The sequence below is a fragment of the Pseudoalteromonas sp. S16_S37 genome, from assembly GCF_014694405.1.
In the GTDB taxonomy this organism is placed as follows: domain Bacteria; phylum Pseudomonadota; class Gammaproteobacteria; order Enterobacterales; family Alteromonadaceae; genus Pseudoalteromonas.
Window position 1 is genome coordinate 25,894 of the sequence record NZ_JAAUWV010000010.1, and the last position, 17,179, is coordinate 43,072.

The 17,179-nt window shown below is 41.8% G+C and carries 15 protein-coding genes; 3 read left to right on the forward strand and 12 right to left on the reverse strand.

Annotation, left to right across the window (positions count from 1 at the left end; translation table 11 throughout):
- Positions 1-245: 245 nt before the first annotated feature.
- Positions 246-1,403, forward strand: coding sequence for a M23 family metallopeptidase (locus tag HC733_RS07005; protein WP_190364340.1), 1,158 nt, complete (start codon positions 246-248; stop codon positions 1,401-1,403).
- 52 nt (positions 1,404-1,455) lie between these two features.
- On the opposite strand, the gene HC733_RS07010 is transcribed toward HC733_RS07005, so the two are convergent.
- From HC733_RS07010 to queA, 6 genes are all read right to left on the reverse strand, one after another.
- Positions 1,456-1,968 (reverse strand): hypothetical protein, encoded by a 513-nt coding sequence (locus HC733_RS07010; RefSeq protein WP_190364341.1) that lies wholly within the window; start codon positions 1,966-1,968, stop codon positions 1,456-1,458.
- 75 nt (positions 1,969-2,043) lie between these two features.
- Positions 2,044-2,988, reverse strand: coding sequence for a protein translocase subunit SecF (gene secF / locus HC733_RS07015; RefSeq protein ID WP_190364342.1), 945 nt, complete (start codon positions 2,986-2,988; stop codon positions 2,044-2,046).
- Positions 2,989-2,997: 9 nt separating this feature from the next.
- Positions 2,998-4,857 carry a protein translocase subunit SecD gene (secD, locus tag HC733_RS07020; RefSeq protein ID WP_190364343.1) on the reverse strand — a complete coding sequence of 620 codons (1,860 nt, stop codon included), beginning with the start codon at positions 4,855-4,857 and terminating at the stop codon, positions 2,998-3,000.
- Between the two features lie 30 nt (positions 4,858-4,887).
- A complete protein-coding gene (gene yajC / locus HC733_RS07025; RefSeq protein ID WP_190364344.1) occupies positions 4,888-5,226 on the reverse strand; it encodes a preprotein translocase subunit YajC in 339 nt (112 codons plus the stop codon).
- Between the two features lie 31 nt (positions 5,227-5,257).
- Positions 5,258-6,382: a tRNA guanosine(34) transglycosylase Tgt gene (tgt, locus tag HC733_RS07030; RefSeq protein ID WP_190364345.1), complete on the reverse strand. Its 1,125-nt coding sequence runs from the start codon at positions 6,380-6,382 to the stop codon at positions 5,258-5,260.
- A gap of 203 nt (positions 6,383-6,585) precedes the next feature.
- Positions 6,586-7,626, reverse strand: coding sequence for a tRNA preQ1(34) S-adenosylmethionine ribosyltransferase-isomerase QueA (queA, locus tag HC733_RS07035; RefSeq protein WP_190364346.1), 1,041 nt, complete (start codon positions 7,624-7,626; stop codon positions 6,586-6,588).
- 251 nt (positions 7,627-7,877) lie between these two features.
- Between queA and HC733_RS07040 the strand changes: the two genes are divergently transcribed.
- Entirely contained in the window at positions 7,878-10,388 is a 2,511-nt protein-coding gene (locus HC733_RS07040; protein WP_190364347.1) for an EAL domain-containing protein, read from the forward strand.
- Positions 10,389-10,540: 152 nt separating this feature from the next.
- Complete coding sequence (locus HC733_RS07045) at positions 10,541-10,738, forward strand: hypothetical protein (RefSeq protein WP_190364348.1); 198 nt, start codon at positions 10,541-10,543, stop codon at positions 10,736-10,738.
- 15 nt (positions 10,739-10,753) lie between these two features.
- Here HC733_RS07045 and HC733_RS07050 read toward each other — a convergent pair whose 3' ends face one another.
- The 6 genes from HC733_RS07050 to pstA all read right to left on the reverse strand — a co-directional run bounded on the left by HC733_RS07050 (position 10,754) and on the right by pstA (position 17,176).
- Entirely contained in the window at positions 10,754-11,677 is a 924-nt protein-coding gene (locus tag HC733_RS07050) for a LysR substrate-binding domain-containing protein (RefSeq protein WP_190364349.1), read from the reverse strand.
- A 146-nt stretch (positions 11,678-11,823) separates the two neighbouring features.
- The gene (locus HC733_RS07055) at positions 11,824-13,092 is read right to left on the reverse strand and encodes an inorganic phosphate transporter (protein ID WP_190364350.1); all 1,269 of its coding nucleotides are present in this window, start codon (positions 13,090-13,092) and stop codon (positions 11,824-11,826) included.
- A 35-nt stretch (positions 13,093-13,127) separates the two neighbouring features.
- Entirely contained in the window at positions 13,128-13,805 is a 678-nt protein-coding gene (locus HC733_RS07060) for a TIGR00153 family protein (protein WP_190364351.1), read from the reverse strand.
- Positions 13,806-13,944: 139 nt separating this feature from the next.
- On the reverse strand, positions 13,945-14,646 hold the full coding sequence (gene phoU, locus HC733_RS07065; protein ID WP_190364352.1) for a phosphate signaling complex protein PhoU: 702 nt from the start codon (positions 14,644-14,646) through the stop codon (positions 13,945-13,947).
- 24 nt (positions 14,647-14,670) lie between these two features.
- Complete coding sequence (gene pstB, locus HC733_RS07070; RefSeq protein WP_190364353.1) at positions 14,671-15,498, reverse strand: phosphate ABC transporter ATP-binding protein PstB; 828 nt, start codon at positions 15,496-15,498, stop codon at positions 14,671-14,673.
- A gap of 28 nt (positions 15,499-15,526) precedes the next feature.
- Positions 15,527-17,176 (reverse strand): phosphate ABC transporter permease PstA, encoded by a 1,650-nt coding sequence (pstA, locus tag HC733_RS07075; protein WP_190364354.1) that lies wholly within the window; start codon positions 17,174-17,176, stop codon positions 15,527-15,529.
- Between the last annotated feature and the right edge of the window lie 3 nt (positions 17,177-17,179).

Below are 17,179 nucleotides of genomic sequence, written 5' to 3' on the forward strand. Positions count from 1 at the left end.
ACAAAAAATACACAGAATAAATCGTTGTAAGATTACAAGCTCAGCTGAGCAACATTGCTCCCCTGTGAACCACAAAAAGCACTTACCACTTGAAAATAAAACAATTAAATAAAATTGAAGATTACAACAGACTACTTTTGTAAAGATATCAGAACAAAACCACATTACTGATCCAAACCAATATATAACAATTAATTTACATTACATCTATGCTTACACTGCCTATTGGTTAAAAAGGATACAACATGAAAACGATAACGACTTCATTTTTATTAAGTGCACTGGTGCTATCTAGTAATGTGTTAGCGCAAGGACAACACAGCCATGTAAGTGACTTTAGCTTTGATGAGCACACTATCAGCACCCTGCCACTGCACTCAGTTCAAGTGGTGAATGAGCAAGCATTCTTATTTAGCGACAACCTTCAGGATTTTGACCTAGAGAGCTTTTTATTAAGTTATGCACCTCACCTAATAGAGAAAAAAGAAGTGATTCTGCACTGGGCAGGATACAGCAGTATCAGCCCAAAACTGCTACTTGCAATGATGGAATCACAGAGTCAGATATTAAGCACCCCGAGTAAGAAAAACTTATTTATGCCGTTTGCAAGTCTTTCTTCAAAAGTTGGTTTTGACAACCAAATCAAAGATATCGCTCTATCCCTGAGCAAGCGTTACTATGCTTATCAAAAATACCGCGAAGAAACCAAATCGAGCATTCAACCTACAAGTAACGCAAGTACTGTTGCACTTATTAGTTTATTCCAAAAACAAAATGCCGGACTAAACGAATTACTTGAACAATATGAACGCTTGTTTGCTAACGATAGCTTAAAACTGTCACCAGATACCCAAGTTAAGCCGCTAAGCATCGAGCCTCAAGCAAACTTTACAATGCAACTTCCCTGGCCGTCAGGTTATGCTTGGTACAGTGGTGGTGCTCATTCAAACACTGGCTCTGGCTATCCCTACTCATCTTTAGACTTTAACAATGGCTCTGGCGGTTGGGGGAGTAACACACCTTGGGTACAAGCGTCTCATGGCGGCACCGTTACTCGATATTCATCATGTAGTATTCGCGTCACTCACCCTAGCGGCTATGCGACTCAGTACTATCATATGGATAGCCTGCAATACCAAAGTGGCGATGTGATCTCATCGGGCGCTTGGTTGGGCCGGTATGCCAACAATAAAAATCAGGCCCTGTGTCAAGGCGGTAGCTCCAGTGGGCCACATGTTCACTTTTCATTACTTAATAATGGCCGCTTTATTTCTTTGCACAACTGGTATATCACTGGATATCGAATCGACGTTGGTAATTGGAATTACGATGACAATTGCTGGAATTTCTATTTCGAGAAAAATGGCAATGTTACCTGCGCTTGGCAGCGGCTTTATAAGTAAACGCCAAACCATATCAGTGTAAGTCATAAACTTAGACGCACTTATACAGAGTCTATAAGTGCGTCGATTTACTCAGATTGTGTTTTACAACTGCAAGGTGAGCCGATAATTCTGTCATTTCGTTTCGTATAACTTGTTGATCATTAAAAGATGATATGAGCACCGCTTGTACCAACAACTCTTTGAGATGATAGCAAATTGGTTCGTTAAATGGCGGTAAAGCGCTTTGTATAGATTTATTAACGTGTAGCATGTGAGAAGCACTTGCTTTTAGCTTTTGAGATACCGGCAATAATTGTGCAAAATAGTCTGTACATTTTGACTGCCGTTCAGAAAACAGTGCCAAGATAGTTTGCGCAGTCGCGTATAATTCATTGCTGTATAACAATATCTCTTCTTTACTCTGGCCATTATAAATAGCCCATTGCACCTTACTCAACTGTGTTTCATAGTTATTTAACAGTGACGTTAAAGTTATCGCAGGAGGCGCTTTTAGATTTTGTGTTTGCTCAGTGCAAGATAAAACAAATATACATGCAAGCACCATGAGCCATTTAAGATTCATTTAAGTTTGTCCTTTAGCTAAAGAAAACTCATAAAAAAAGCCGCTAAACGCGGCCTTTTCTATTACCGTTAAGCTTTAAGGCATAGCGTCAAGATCTGCGCCTTCTTTCTCAACTTCAACTGGGATCAAATCTTCTTTGCTAACACCCATTGCAACTGCAACAGAGCTCGCAACATAAACTGAAGAATATGTACCAATAAAAACACCAAACAACAATGCCGTGGCGAAACCATGGATGGTTTGTCCACCCCAAACAAACAGTGCAATCAGTACCAAAATTGTAGTAATTGATGTGACCAATGTACGGTTAAGTGTTTGCGTTAAAGAGATATTAATGATTTCAAGCGTATCATCAACACGTACCTTTCTGAAGTTTTCACGGATCCTGTCAGACACAACGATGGTGTCATTAAGCGAGTAACCAATAACCGCCAATATCGCCGCCAATATGGTTAAGTCAAACTCAAGATCTAATAAAGAGAAGAGTCCCATCGTTAAAATAACGTCGTGGAACAATGCAACAACGGCACCTACTGCAAAGCGCCACTCAAAGCGAAAGGCAACATACATCAAGATACAGATAAGCGCAGTTAGCATCGCTAACCCACCTTGCTCTTTCAAGTCTTCACCTACACTTGGGCCAACAAACTCGATGCGACGCATTTCTACGCTGCTATCGGCTTGCTTTAAAGCCGCGATCAGCTGGTTACCGATCACTTCAGCTTTAACGTCATCACCACGTGGCGCTAAACGCACCAGTACTTCTTGACTGGTACCAAATAACTGCACAGACGCATCTGCAAAGCCATTATCTGCCAGTACTTCACGAATCTTTTTGAGATCAGCTGGCTGAGAAAAACCCACTTCAACCGCCGTACCACCGGTAAAATCCAGACCGAAATTCAATCCACGTATTGCCATCGAGGCAATAGATGCAACTATCAGCAAAGCAGAGAAAGCCATCGTTAGATTTCTCGCCGACATAAAGCGGATAGTGCCTTTTAAGTTTAATAACTGCATATCCGTCTCCTAGATAGAAAGCTTCTCAACACGTCTACCACCAATACACAGATTGATCACCGCACGGGTGCCAACGATGGCTGTAAACATTGAAGTGATAATACCAATTGCCAGCGTTACTGCGAATCCAGCAATTGGACCAGTACCGACTGAGAACAAAATAATTGCCGCAATTAACGTGGTGATATTAGCATCGAAAATCGTGCTGAATGCGCTGTCATAGCCATGGTGAACTGCTTGCTGAGGACTGCGTCCATCGATCAGCTCTTCGCGAATACGTTCGAAAATAAGTACGTTAGCATCTACCGCCATACCGACAGTCAATACAATCCCCGCAATACCCGGTAGTGTTAGCGTTGCACCTGGGATCATCGACATCACACCAACAATCAATACTAGGTTTGCAGCCAACGCCAAGTTAGCAACCAAGCCAAAACCTTTGTAGTAAGCCAGCATAAAGGCCAGAACAAATGCAAAACCAAGTGCAACCGCAGTCATACCTGCATCGATATTTTCTTGCCCTAAGCTTGGACCAACTGTGCGCTCTTCTACGATTTGAATTGGCGCAACCAGCGCACCGGCGCGTAGTAACAAGCTCAAGTTATGTGCTTCAGCAGGGTTATCAATACCTGTGATTCTAAATGAATTATTTAGACGCGCTTGGATAGTTGCAACGTTGATAACCTCTTCCACTTTAATCGGTGGCAGAGCTTTACCATTGGCATCTTTTTTACCTGACGGTTTGTATTCGATAAATACTGTCGCCATGCGCTTACCGATAGCACGTTTAGTGAATGCATTCATTTTTGCACCCCCTTTGCTATCAAGGCTGATACTTACTTGTGGACGTTGATATTCATCCATTCCAGACTGAGCACCGGTAATATGGCTTCCCTCTAGAATAACGCGCTTTTTCAATACTACAGGGTAACCATCTTTATGGTTGATTACTTCAGTGCCTGGCGGTATGCGACCTTGCGCCGCAGCTCTCACATCGGCGTTTTCATCTACTTCACGGAATTCTAACGTTGCCGTAGCCCCTAAGATTTCTTTTGCTCTGGCGGTATCTTGTACACCCGGAAGTTGTACGATGATACGCTCTGCACCTTGACGTTGCACATTTGGCTCAGCAACACCTAGCTGGTTAATACGGTTACGAATAATAGTTTCGTTTTGCTTGATAGCGTAGTCACGAATTTCTTTAAACTTTTGGTCACTTAAACTGACGTAAAACGCTACATCATTACTGCTATCATCAATAAAGTTGTAAAGTGGATAACGACTTTGTAAAAAACGCTCAGCAGCATCTTTATCGCTCGCATCGCGCATTGTCACTTGTAACCTGTCACTGCCTGCTACACGGCGTACAGAACGATAACGCAATTTCTCTTCACGAAGGTCACTTTTAAAGTCCTGTTCCATAGTCTCAAGCGCATTATCAAGCGCTGTGAGCATATCAACTTCCATGGTGAAGTGAACACCACCGCTCAAGTCCAAACCAAGTTTCATTGGGTTGCCGCCTAAATTCTTTAACCACTCAGGCTGCGCTGGACTCATATTGATTGCAGAAATGTAGTCTTCGCTTAAGCTAGCACGTAATAAATCTTGTGCTTTAAGTTGCTCTTCAACGTTTTTAAAACGAACAAGTACTTGACCATTTTCAAGTGCTGATGACTTTACTGTGATGTTGTTCTTTGCAAGTGTATTGTTAACTTGGTCTAGTACGCTTAAGTCAGCATTGGCACCTTTGGTGCCAGAAATCTGTATGGCAGGATCTCGACCATACAGATTTGGTGTCGCATATAAAATGCCCACTGCTAACACAGCAAGTACCAGCAAGTATTTCCACATTGGATACTTATTTAACACTGGATTATCCCTTTGTTGTTGTTATTTTTCTTAAAGTGATTTCATTGTACCTTTAGGAAGAACTGCTGACACAGCAGATTTTTGTACTGTTACTTCCGCTTGATCGTTCAACGCAATAACAACAAAATCTTTGTCATCGGCTACCTTAGTGATTTTACCTACTAGACCACCTTGAGTAAGCACCTCATCGCCTTTGGCAAGCGCACTCATTAAGTTTTTGTGCTCTTTAACACGTTTTGCTTGTGGGCGGTATATCAAGAAGTAAAATACCAAACCAAAAATGGCCAGCATGATTAACATTTCCATACCACCACCTGCAGGAGCTGCACCAGCTGTACTGGCATGTGCACTAGACATAAATAAACTCATAACACTTCCTCTTAAAATTTTATATTCAATCTTATTCAGTTTCTGCCAACGGCGGTACTGGTAGACCGCGGCGTGCATAAAAGTCTTCTACAAAAGCATCTAACTTGCCTTCGCTAATCGCATTGCGTAACCCTTCCATAACACGCTGATAGTAGCGAAGGTTATGAATAGTGTTAAGGCGTGCACCTAAAATCTCGTTACACTTGTCTAAATGGTGCAAGTAAGCGCGCGAGTAATTTTCGCAAGTATGGCAGTCACATTCTGGGTCTAGTGGGCCGGTATCTGTTTTATGCACAGCATTACGGATCTTTACTACGCCACCAGTGATAAACAAGTGACCATTTCGAGCATTACGTGTCGGCATAACGCAATCGAACATATCGATACCACGACGAACCGCTTCCACTAAGTCTTCAGGTTTGCCTACACCCATTAAGTAACGCGGTTTATTTTCCGGCATTTTGTAAGCGCAGTGATCCAAAATGCGGATCATATCTTCTTTTGGCTCACCTACTGACAAGCCACCTAATGCGTAACCATCAAAGCCTATTTCTTCTAAGCCTTTTTGTGATTCTGCGCGCAGCTCAGGATACATACCACCTTGGATAATGCCAAATAAAGCAGCTGGGTTATCACCATGTCCTTCTTTTGAGCGCTTAGCCCAACGCAAAGACAACTCCATTGAGTCTCTTGCTTCTTTTTCAGTCGCTGGATAAGGCGTACACTCGTCAAAAATCATGACTATGTCAGAGCCAAGGTCGCACTGTACTTCCATAGCCTTTTCCGGTGATAACATGATTTTTTCACCGTTTACGGGTGACTTAAACAGCACGCCCTCTTCAGTAATTTTGCGCATTGCCCCTAAGCTGAACACTTGGAAGCCACCTGAATCTGTCAGTATCGGTTTATCCCAGTTCATAAAATCATGGAGATCACCATGTTGCTTAATAATTTCAGTACCAGGGCGCAGCATCAGATGGAACGTATTTCCAAGACAGATCTGAGCACCAGTGCCTTTTAACTCATCAGGTGTCATACCTTTAACTGTGCCATACGTACCTACAGGCATAAAGGCTGGAGTTTCCACAACGCCTCTATCAAAAATCAAGCGGCCACGACGCGCTTTACCATCGGTGCAGTCTAATTCAAATTTCATTATTACCTCAAAGTCGGAAAAACAGTCCAACGTTAGTGATTGCTAACAACAAGTAAGTTAACAAACAGGTGAAAAAAACCGCCCAATTCTACCTTGTTTAGCGCAGCAATTCTAATTATTGGGTCGAAATTTCTGTTTTAAAGGCACTGAGAAGTAAAACAAAGTAAACAAATAAAAAACCCAGCAATTGCTGGGCTTAGACATTATTGATTAGTTTGCTTTGTTAAAAACATCGCATCACCGTAACTAAAGAAGCGGTATTTCTGCTCTATTGCAGTGCGATAGGCATTCATAATGTGTGTTTGTCCAGCAAAAGCACTGACTAACATAATCAAAGTAGATTCTGGTAAATGAAAATTAGTCACCATGGCATCTACCACTTTAAACTCATAGCCAGGGTAGATAAAAATGTCAGTGTCGCCAGTAAACGCTTGTAACTGTCCACCATGTACTTTTGCCGCAGACTCTAGTGAACGCACCGAAGTGGTGCCAACCGCGATGACTCTGCCCCCTTTGGCTTTCGCTGCGACAATGGCCTCAACAACTTGCTCAGGTACTTCTATGTATTCAGAATGCATAACATGCTCATCAACAGACTCAACACGTACTGGCTGAAAAGTACCAGCCCCGACATGTAAAGTGATAAAGGCCATGTCTACGCCTTTGTCTTTAATCTGCTGAAGCAACTTCTCATCGAAGTGTAAGCCTGCCGTTGGCGCTGCAACTGCACCTGGTTTTTCGTTATAAACCGTTTGATAGCGCTGTTTATCTTCTTCTTCATCAGGTCTGTCGATGTACGGCGGCAAAGGCATGTGACCGATTTCTTCTAAAATCTCAAACACCCCTTGCTCAGCAGTAAACTGCAATTCAAATAGCTCACCATGACGACCGAGCATAATCGCTTCTGCTTTGCCTTCGAGAATTAAGGTTGCTCCCTCTTTTGGGGATTTACTCGAACGCACATGAGCCAACACACGGTGCTCATCCAATACACGCTCGACTAATACTTCAACCTTACCACCAGTTGATTTTTGCCCAAACATACGCGCGGGGATCACCTTGGTGTTATTGAAAATCATGATGTCATTAGGCTGCAGAAAATCTAAGATATCGGTAAAAATTTTATGGGAAATTTCACCACTGTTACCATCAAGAGCGAGTAAGCGACTACTTGAACGCTCTTTTTTGGGATGACGAGCAATTAATTCATCAGGAAGTTCAAAACTAAAATCAGCTACGCGCATGACAACATCTCATGTAAGGAAATTGGCGCCAAGTCTAGAGATCCTAATGGGGTAAATCAAGTGCTTGTAACCTCGCGAAAATAGCATTAACCTAGCACCGTTGCAGTTATGCTTAAATGTTTGGCTAATGAGCAACCGTATAAGCTCTATAGTATGTAACAATTAATAAATTAAATCAGATAGTTAGAGCTATTTTTATTGTTGAGGTGTCGCTTGTTGTTTGTTATTAAAGTAGAGTTAAGGCGTTAAACGTGGCCAGACAATTAAATTTATTGATTGTAAACTCTAGCCAGCAAGAGCGAAGCACAATAAAAAATACCCTACAAAATCTGGATGTTTTTACCTTTATCGAATGTGAAGACAGCCAAAATGCGCTGCAGTTATTAAAAAAGCAAGCTGTTGATGTTGTCATTACGGGCCTCGATGTTGGAAAAATCGATGGTTGGCGATTTTCTCGAATGGTGCGCTCAGGCTTACTAAAAACGCCCAAAAACACTCCCATTGTACTCATTCCACCCATTTATTGTGAACGCATTGCCGAAACAACGGCCAGAAGTTACAGCATTGACGCTGTACTGCCATTTGAACGTCATCGCCAGCTACCTCATACGCTCGCAAATGTGTTATCAACCCATTTAGAAAAAAGTAGTCGGCTCAACCTATTATTACTTGAACCGAATCAACAGCGCGCTGACGAAATTTGCCAACATTTATCATTGAGTTTTGCGTGTACACACGTCAATACCACTAATGATGCTTTGTCACTTTTTAGACAAAATAGCTATGCCATCATTTTACTCGATGCAACAGCTACCCGAGCCAATGCCGCAAAAGAGCTGGTTGACAGTATTTTGAAGTACAATCCAAACCAAGCAATTGTGACCATTATTGACAACCGAGACGCAGACTACGCCGAGCAGCTGCTGTTATTGGGTGTGACCGACTTTGTACGAGAGCCCTACGATATCTCGATATTAAGTAAAGTATGCGATCATGCTGCGCGCCGAGAAGATTTTATGGTGAGCTATGCAGAGTTTGAAGAAAAGGTATCGCAGCTGAGTCGCAGTGAGCAAAATTACAAAGATCTGTTTTCTGCGCACCAGCGCATTTTACTGCACCTAAATACAGTTGTTATGGAGCTGGATCAGCAAGGCTTGATCCGCTTTATCAACCCCGCTTGGGAAGCGCTTTCAGGCTTTGGTATAAAAGCAAGCTTAGGTCAGCCTTTATCCCAGTTTGTTTCGCAAGAGTATCAACTAGAGCTGCACGATATGCTTGCTCTGGTCATGAGTGAGCAACAACAGCAAGCAAAGATAGAGTTACAGCTTAATAATCAAAAAAACTGCCAGATCTGGGTTGAATGCCGCTTTCAATTAATTCGGAACAGCACCAGCAAAGCAACGGTCACCGCGACACTAGACAACATCCACGAGCGCAAGCAAGCAGAGCTGCAACTACGCCATTTGGCATTGCACGATACGTTAACAGGCCTGCATAATAGATATTACTTCGATCAGCAGCTGCAAAATATATGTTCATCTGTCAAAGGGTTAAATGATGTTGAGCATGCTTTGTTATACATCGACTTAGACCATTTTAAAATTATTAATGACAGCAAAGGGCATCAGCAAGGTGATATTGTTTTAAAAGAGGTTTCGCAACTGTTTGGTGAAAACATCAGTGATGAACATCTTGTTTTCCGCATCGGAGGAGACGAATTTGCCATCATACTGAGCAATACCAATTTACTGGACGCACATATTGTCGCTGAAAGTATTTGTATGGCCATTGAAAAACATAAGTTTCATTCAGAAGAAAATAGTTACTCAATCAGCTGCTCCATTGGTCTGACGCAAATAACCTTAGAAAATCATGATGCTAACGAGTGCCTCAAACAAGCAGATATCGCACTTTATGTGGCAAAAAGCTTAGGCCGCAATTTAGTGCATTGCTATAGCAAAGAGGATGCAAGTAACAATACTCTTCAGTCTGGCCTAGAATGGGGGCACAGCGTACGCGAAGCACTTCAGAATAATCTAATCGAACTTCACTACCAACCTATTTGGGATCTGAAAAATAACACCATTGCCTATTTTGAAGCACTGTTGAGACTAGTTGTTAAAAATGAGCTTATCCATCCCAATCAATTTATACCCGCGCTGGAGTTACTCAACGATACATTTTTGATGGATAAGTGTGTAATAAGGCACGCCATCGCCGCTGTTGCAGAGCATGATGAGCTTAATCAAATAGCCATAAATCTGTCTGCACAGTCCTTCTTAGACGAAAGACTACTCCCTCATATCCAGGCATGTTTGGTTGAATATCAGGTGCCTGCAGAGCACATTATTTTTGAAATCACAGAATCTGCCAGTATCAATAACCTCAGTGCAACACAAGCCATGATAGCGAAGCTAAATCAACTCGGCTGCCATTTTTCAATTGATGACTTTGGCACAGGATTCAGCACCTTTAGCTACTTAAAGCAGTTGCCTGCTCAGCACGTAAAAATTGATGGCTCTTTTGTGCGCGACATGCTCAATGACCCAATAGATCTTGCACTCGTCAAGGCTGTACATGACATTAGTCACTCTTTAGACAAACGTTCTGTTGCTGAGTATGTTGAAAATATAGAAATATTTAAAGCGCTGAAAGAAATTGGCGTAGATTACGCGCAAGGCTTCTTTATCGCACGTCCAATGCCTATTAACGAGCTAAAAAAAGCAATTCCAACTATTTTATCTAGCAAAACAATCCGATAACAAATTTATACAAAAGTCGACTTTTTCTTCCTGCAAATTCATCTATAATTACTCTAATCGAGGTTGTCCAGCTAAGTTGTTGATTTTTGCATTTTCACTGGATATTCAATGGATTGGGTTACATCACCTTATGGACATCTAGGAGTGTAATTATGAATCAACTAATGACTTTTATATTTGTGATCAATATCTTAATCGCTGTGCAATGCTATCGTAGTGCACGAGATAAAGGCTATCCATGCAAGCTATTTACTGCTTTGGGCTTGATCCCTTATTTCAATCTTGTGGTATGGGTTTACTTGTTATTCCTTCCAGATCTAAGTACAACTAACAAATTTGAGCCCTCTTAACGGGCGTTTCGCGCCCTACTTTTCAACTTTTGGCGGCTCGCACTGTTGTCTAACAAATTCACCTACCTTTTCACTAAACAATCGAAAATCACGGATCCTGCCTGTTGTTTTACGCCACAATAGGCCTATTTCCCTATATGCGTCACCTAAAGTATCATTGGCGACCATAGGTTTGCCTTGCAAGATCCCCGCATTGAGTGCCATTTGAGGCAAAAAGGTCACGCCATTTTGATACTCCACCATACTCAACAAAGTATGCAAGTTAGCGGCTTCAAACGGGTTAATACAATCATTTCGGTTAAGATGACAAGCACTCAATGCATGCCCCGTCATACAATGCTCTCGCTCTAGCAAAAATACACTTTTATCTGGTAAAAGGTTAAAGTCGGTCACTTCATCTGCCACGTGATAGTCTTGGTGATGCACCAAAGAGAAATGATCTTTAGCTAAGACTTGAGTATGAAAACGCTCTGTATGATAGGGTAACGCCAACATAGCCATATCTATATGTCCATGCTCTAATTTGTCTAATAGCTTATCACTGGTATCTTCAACTAAAACCAACTGCAACTGAGTAAACTCTTGCAAACAAAACTGATAAAGAGGCGCAGCAATAAAGCTGGCAACCGTCGGTATAAGTCCCAAAGTTAACTTACCTGATAGAGGGTGCTTATAGCTTTTGGTAAGCTCTTTAACGCTCATCGTATCATCAATGATTTTTTTAGCTCTTACGACAACTTCCTCGCCGATATCAGTAAACATCAGACTGCGGTTTTCTCGTTCGATTAATTGGCAGCCTAACGTCTCCTCTAGCGTTTGTATTGCGCTACTGAGTGTTGATTGACCAATGAAACAGGCCTCGGCAGCTCTGCCAAAATGCTGATGCTGATGAACGGCAATTAAGTATTGAAGTTGTTTGATACTAGGCAGGTTATTCACTGTTTTCTAATTATAAAAATAGCTGATAAACCACAGTATAACCTTGATAGTTTGGTAGGAAAACCTTATTAAACAGAAGCAAAAATAAAAAGACCCCAGTACTTACGCACTGAGATCTTTTCAAGCTAAAAGTCTGTCTTTCTAAGTTAAACGCCGAACGCCGCTCTTAGAATGTAGAATATAACAATAGCAAGAGCTGCGCCTACTGGCAATGTAATCACCCAAGAAACTACAATGTTTCGGATCACACCCATATTTAACGCAGCAATACCACGTGCCATACCAACACCCAATACCGCACCTACCAGTGTTTGTGTGGTTGAGATAGGCAAACCAGTGCCAGATGCAATAACAACCGTTGATGCAGCTGCAAGCTCAGCAGCAAAACCACGACTTGGAGTTAAGTGAGTAATACCTTCACCGATGGTTTTGATTACTTTCTTACCTAAAATAGCAAGACCTGCAACAATACCTAAGCCACCAAGAGGTAGGATCCACCAAGCAAGCGTGGCCTTTTTAGCAATAATACCGTCATTTTCAACAATATTTACAACCGCGGCTAATGGACCAATTGCGTTCGCAACATCGTTAGAACCATGGGCAAAAGCCATACAACAGGCAGTTAAAACCATTAATACAGCAAATACTTTTTCAACGTTATTAAATTGCATTTGCTTATCGGCTTTAGGGTCCATCTTCAAACGTTCAATGGTTATTTTACCAATCACACCAACGATAACAGCAATGCCGATTGCCCATGCATAGCCTTCAAAAGTACCCATGTTGATACCAATGTGCTTCAAACCTTTTTTGATAGTCACAAGCGCCATAACAAAGCCAGCTAATGCCATATAAACAGGCACATAACGCTTAGCATTTTGTAAAGGTGCAGAGGTATCAAAAATCAGCTTCTGGGCGCTCATAAAGATTAGATAAGCAATAAAACCAGAAATAGCTGGTGTTACAATCCAACTACCTACAATCCCAGCTACCTTGCCCCATTGAATAGCTTCGCTACCAACAGCAACTAACGCAAAACCAATAATTGCACCAATGATAGAGTGAGTTGTTGATACCGGCCAGCCCAGCATAGATGCAAGCAATAACCATGTTCCTGCAGCGAATAACGCAGAAATCATACCCAATATCATCAATTCAGGAATGTCGATAAATGGCGTTGAGTCGATAATACCTTTACGAATTGTAGAGGTAACCTCACCACCAGCAAGATAAGCACCTGCAAATTCAAAGACCATAGCAATTAAAATTGCTTGCTTAATGGTTAGCGCCTTAGAGCCAACCGATGTACCCATAGCATTAGCAACGTCATTTGCCCCAATACCATAAGCCATAAAAAAACCAACTGCCGCTGCAATAAGCACCAGCATTGTGCCGTAGGATGCAATGATATCCATTGTAAAACCTTACTTTAAACTTCTTAATTTTTAAATTAGCGTGCGAGCATAAGCTCTAGTCGAGAGCCTACTCGCTCTGCGATATCTGCAAGTTCACCAACCCATTCGATGATTTTGTATAAAAACATCACATCAACCGGGTTTAGCTCGGCTTCCACAGCACGTAATTCTTGGCGGATTTTAATTTGCATGTCATCCGTATCTTGCTCGATCGCATCCAGTTCGACCAACATGTTCTCTACCAAAGTGACTTCGCGACCGCGAAAGCCAGTTTCTAACAGCTCATCAAGTTCATTGATTGCTTTAGAAGCTTGCTTTGTTGCATCAACACAGCGTTTTAAGTAGACCAAGAAGTCATCTTGAATAGACTCTGGGATCACCATTTCACGGCCCACAACACGACCTGCGATGTCTTTGGCTTTATTGGCGATTTTATCTTGGTGGGTAATAAGTTCTAGTAGATCGGTTCTCTCTACTGGCATGAATAAACCACGAGGCAATTGTAAACGAACTTCTCGTTTTAATTTATCTGCATCGCGCTCTAAATTTCGGATCTGAACACGTAGCGCTTCGGCTTCGGTCCATTCTCCTTTGAAGACGTGATTAAAAAACGGAATTAAAGCCTTGCTGGCTTTGTGGACGATTTTAATGTGTTCTTCTACAGGCTTAATAGGAGATTTTGCAAAAACTCCTAAAAACGCATTAGTCGGCATAACTGACCCTTAAATCATATTTATATGCTAAGCGGAGGTAATTTTACAGCATTGAACAGCTTTGTGAACGCTTTTTATCAATAAGATAAATTAAGTTGGCCTTAACCGCTTTAGCTAAGACCAACTTATTTACTGTAAATTATAGAGACTTTTCTATATCTTCTTGAGATGTATGACGAATATCTTTGCCATTAACAAAATAAATTACGTATTCTGCAATATTCTGACAACGGTCTCCAATCCGCTCTAAAGAACGAACAGACCAAATCAAGTCCATAATTTTCGGAATTGAGCGTGGGTCTTCCATCATATAAGTCATGATTTGACGTGTTAGCGCTTCATATTCTCTATCCACTTTCGCGTCTTCTTTATGCACTTCAAAAGCACGCTGAGCATCCATACGTGCAAATGCATCTAGCACATCATGTAGCATCTTAGATACTTGGCGGCCCATGTTTTCAATGTTTACGAGCAAATCTTGTTGATCTTTCGTGAATGAGTCTAATGCAACACGTGCAATACGTTCCGCTTCATCACCAATACGCTCTAAGTCTGCAATTGTTTTAGCAATCGCAACAACCAAACGCAAGTCACTTGCTGCTGGCTGGCGTTTTGCAATAATGCGTGTGCACTCTTCATCAATATTAACTTCCATGGCGTTAACCTGGTAGTCATTCTCACTTACTTTACGCGCTTTTTCCGCATCACACTCATTAACTGCATCTAATGCCAAGTTAAGCTGTTGCTCAACTAGGCCACCCATGCTCAATACATGATTACGAACACTCTCCAGCTCTTCATTAAAGCGACCAGAGATGTGTTTATTCAAATTATGTTCCATATTATATCCCCTTCAATCAACCACTTAACCGTAACGACCTGTTATATAGTCTTCGGTTTTCTTCTTTGATGGGGTAGTAAATAGCGTGTTAGTGTCCGCGTATTCGATAAGTTCACCCATGTACATGAAAGCTGTCTGATCCGAAACACGAGCAGCCTGTTGCATATTGTGTGTAACAATAACAACTGTGTACTTATTTTTTAAATCGTTAATGAGCTCTTCAATAACCAATGTAGAGATTGGATCAAGTGCCGAGGTTGGCTCATCCAATAACAATACTTCAGGTTCAATGGCGATGGAACGAGCAATCACCAAACGCTGCTGCTGACCACCAGAGAGACCAAAAGCACTGTCATGAAGTCTATCTTTTACTTCATCCCATAACGCAGCACCACGTAACGACTTTTCAACTACCTCATCCAGCTTACGTTTGTCTTTTATACCTTGTAAGCGTAAACCATAAACCACATTTTCGTATATTGATTTTGGAAAAGGATTTGGGCGCTGAAACACCATACCTACACTACGGCGCAGTGCAGCAACATCAACACGCTTATCATAAATATTTTGACCGTGCAGAATGATCTCACCTTCGATGCGGCAAGTATCAACTAGGTCGTTCATACGGTTGATACAGCGTAACAGGGTTGATTTACCACACCCTGAAGGACCGATAAACGCCGTTACCTGGCCTTTAGGGATTAACATATTTACGTTGCTTAGAGCCTGTTTATCACCATAGTAAAGATCTAGGTCTTTGATCTGCAGAGATGTTTGCTCTGGAGTCAAGTTTGCAAGATCTAGCTTTTTTTGGCCATTGGCCTGATTAACTTCTGGAGCTACTGTAATCATTACTTTTACCTACTTAAAATCTTTACTATTAATGTTCTAGTGATCTGAATTTTTCACGTAAATGGTTACGAATGCCGATGGCTGTAATATTCAACGCGATGATCACGGTCACTAACAAGAATGCTGTTGCGTATACCAATGGCCTTGCAGCCTCTACATTCGGGCTTTGGAAACCAACATCGTATATGTGGAAGCCCAAGTGCATAAATTTACGGTCAAGGTGAATATATGGAAAGTTTCCATCTAATGGCAGCGTTGGCGCCATTTTTACCACACCGACTAACATCAGTGGCGCAACCTCACCTGCAGCACGCGCCACCGCTAAAATAAGCCCCGTCATGATAGCTGGACTTGCCATTGGCACAATAATTCGCCATAAGGTCTCCGCTTGCGTTGCACCTAATGCAAGCGAGCCATGTCTTACTGAGCTGGGAATACGAGATAAACCTTCTTCTGTTGATACGATAACTACCGGTAATGTCAGGATAGCTAGCGTCAACGCTGACCAAATAACACCTGGAGTACCAAAAACAGGGCTAGGCGCGGCTTCTCTATAGAATAATTCATCAATTGAGCCACCTAACATGTAAACAAAGAAACCTAGGCCAAAAACACCATAAACAATCGATGGCACACCAGCTAAGTTAATTACCGCAATACGAATCATTTTTGTCACAGCATTTTTAGCTGCGTACTCGTGTAGGTATATTGCCGCAACAACACCAAAAGGCGTTACTATCACAGCCATCAACATAACCATGAAGACAGTACCAAATATAGCAGGAAAAACGCCACCTTCAGTGTTCGCTTCACGCGGGTCATCACTGATGAACTTACCAATTTGCGTGAAGTAATGACCGACTTTAGCAAAATATCCCATATCATTTGGGAACCAAACATCCAACACTTGATACAGCGGTAACGTAACCAGCTCACCACGCATGTCACGTACTACAACTTGGTCACGTTTAGCTTTTTTACGTAACTCAAATAAACGCTTTTCTAGTACCTTATATTCTTCACGTAACTGTACACGTCTAGACTGTAAATCGGCTACTCGCTCATCGGTCAGCGCATTATCAAGCACATAGCCTTTTTCTTGTAAACGCAAGCGCTCAAGCTCATAGTTAATATGCCCTATATCACCATTTTGTAAATCTAACGCTTCTTCGTTTAGCTCTACTGCACGTTCAACCAACTCGTATAAACGTTCCGTAGCATTTTGAGTAACAACATTACCATCTTCAATGACCTGCTCTACATAGCCGTAGAAGTTGCCATTTTTAGTGCGTTCAAAAACGGCTAAGCTTGCAGGTGTTGATTGCTTTTGGATATCCGTTGATAGTACCCAGCGAAAATCAAGCTCTACATACTCACGGTTACCGGTTTTAACCAATAAACGCTCGATAAACTCTTCATCGTATGCAGATAAATCAAATCCTGCCGCCTCTAATCGAGACTTAGGCACTTGCTCTCTATCATAGATTTCACCAATAACAATCTGCTCATTTACTGAGCCTTGAAGGTGCAGTTCCACAACTTGTGAAGGCCAGAAAAAAGATAAACCTTTCCAAGCTATCATAGCTAATAGACCCAGCACCGAGATTAAGCTAATACTAACGGCACCGCCTGTCATCCAGATCCAAGGAGACCCTGACTTAAACCACTGTCTTACCATGTC

What these genes read in the sequence shown, in the direction of transcription:
- HC733_RS07045 (WP_190364348.1), top strand. Translation starts at nt 10,541, where the DNA reads ATGAATCAACTAATGACTTTTATATTTGTGATCAATATCTTAATCGCT.
- pstB (WP_190364353.1), bottom strand. Translation starts at nt 15,498, where the DNA reads ATGATTACAGTAGCTCCAGAAGTTAATCAGGCCAATGGCCAAAAAAAG.
- queA (WP_190364346.1), bottom strand. Translation starts at nt 7,626, where the DNA reads ATGCGCGTAGCTGATTTTAGTTTTGAACTTCCTGATGAATTAATTGCT.
- HC733_RS07055 (WP_190364350.1), bottom strand. Translation starts at nt 13,092, where the DNA reads ATGGATATCATTGCATCCTACGGCACAATGCTGGTGCTTATTGCAGCG.
- tgt (WP_190364345.1), bottom strand. Translation starts at nt 6,382, where the DNA reads ATGAAATTTGAATTAGACTGCACCGATGGTAAAGCGCGTCGTGGCCGC.
- yajC (WP_190364344.1), bottom strand. Translation starts at nt 5,226, where the DNA reads ATGAGTTTATTTATGTCTAGTGCACATGCCAGTACAGCTGGTGCAGCT.
- phoU (WP_190364352.1), bottom strand. Translation starts at nt 14,646, where the DNA reads ATGGAACATAATTTGAATAAACACATCTCTGGTCGCTTTAATGAAGAG.
- HC733_RS07010 (WP_190364341.1), bottom strand. Translation starts at nt 1,968, where the DNA reads ATGAATCTTAAATGGCTCATGGTGCTTGCATGTATATTTGTTTTATCT.
- HC733_RS07060 (WP_190364351.1), bottom strand. Translation starts at nt 13,805, where the DNA reads ATGCCGACTAATGCGTTTTTAGGAGTTTTTGCAAAATCTCCTATTAAG.
- secF (WP_190364342.1), bottom strand. Translation starts at nt 2,988, where the DNA reads ATGCAGTTATTAAACTTAAAAGGCACTATCCGCTTTATGTCGGCGAGA.
- pstA (WP_190364354.1), bottom strand. Translation starts at nt 17,176, where the DNA reads ATGGTAAGACAGTGGTTTAAGTCAGGGTCTCCTTGGATCTGGATGACA.
- HC733_RS07005 (WP_190364340.1), top strand. Translation starts at nt 246, where the DNA reads ATGAAAACGATAACGACTTCATTTTTATTAAGTGCACTGGTGCTATCT.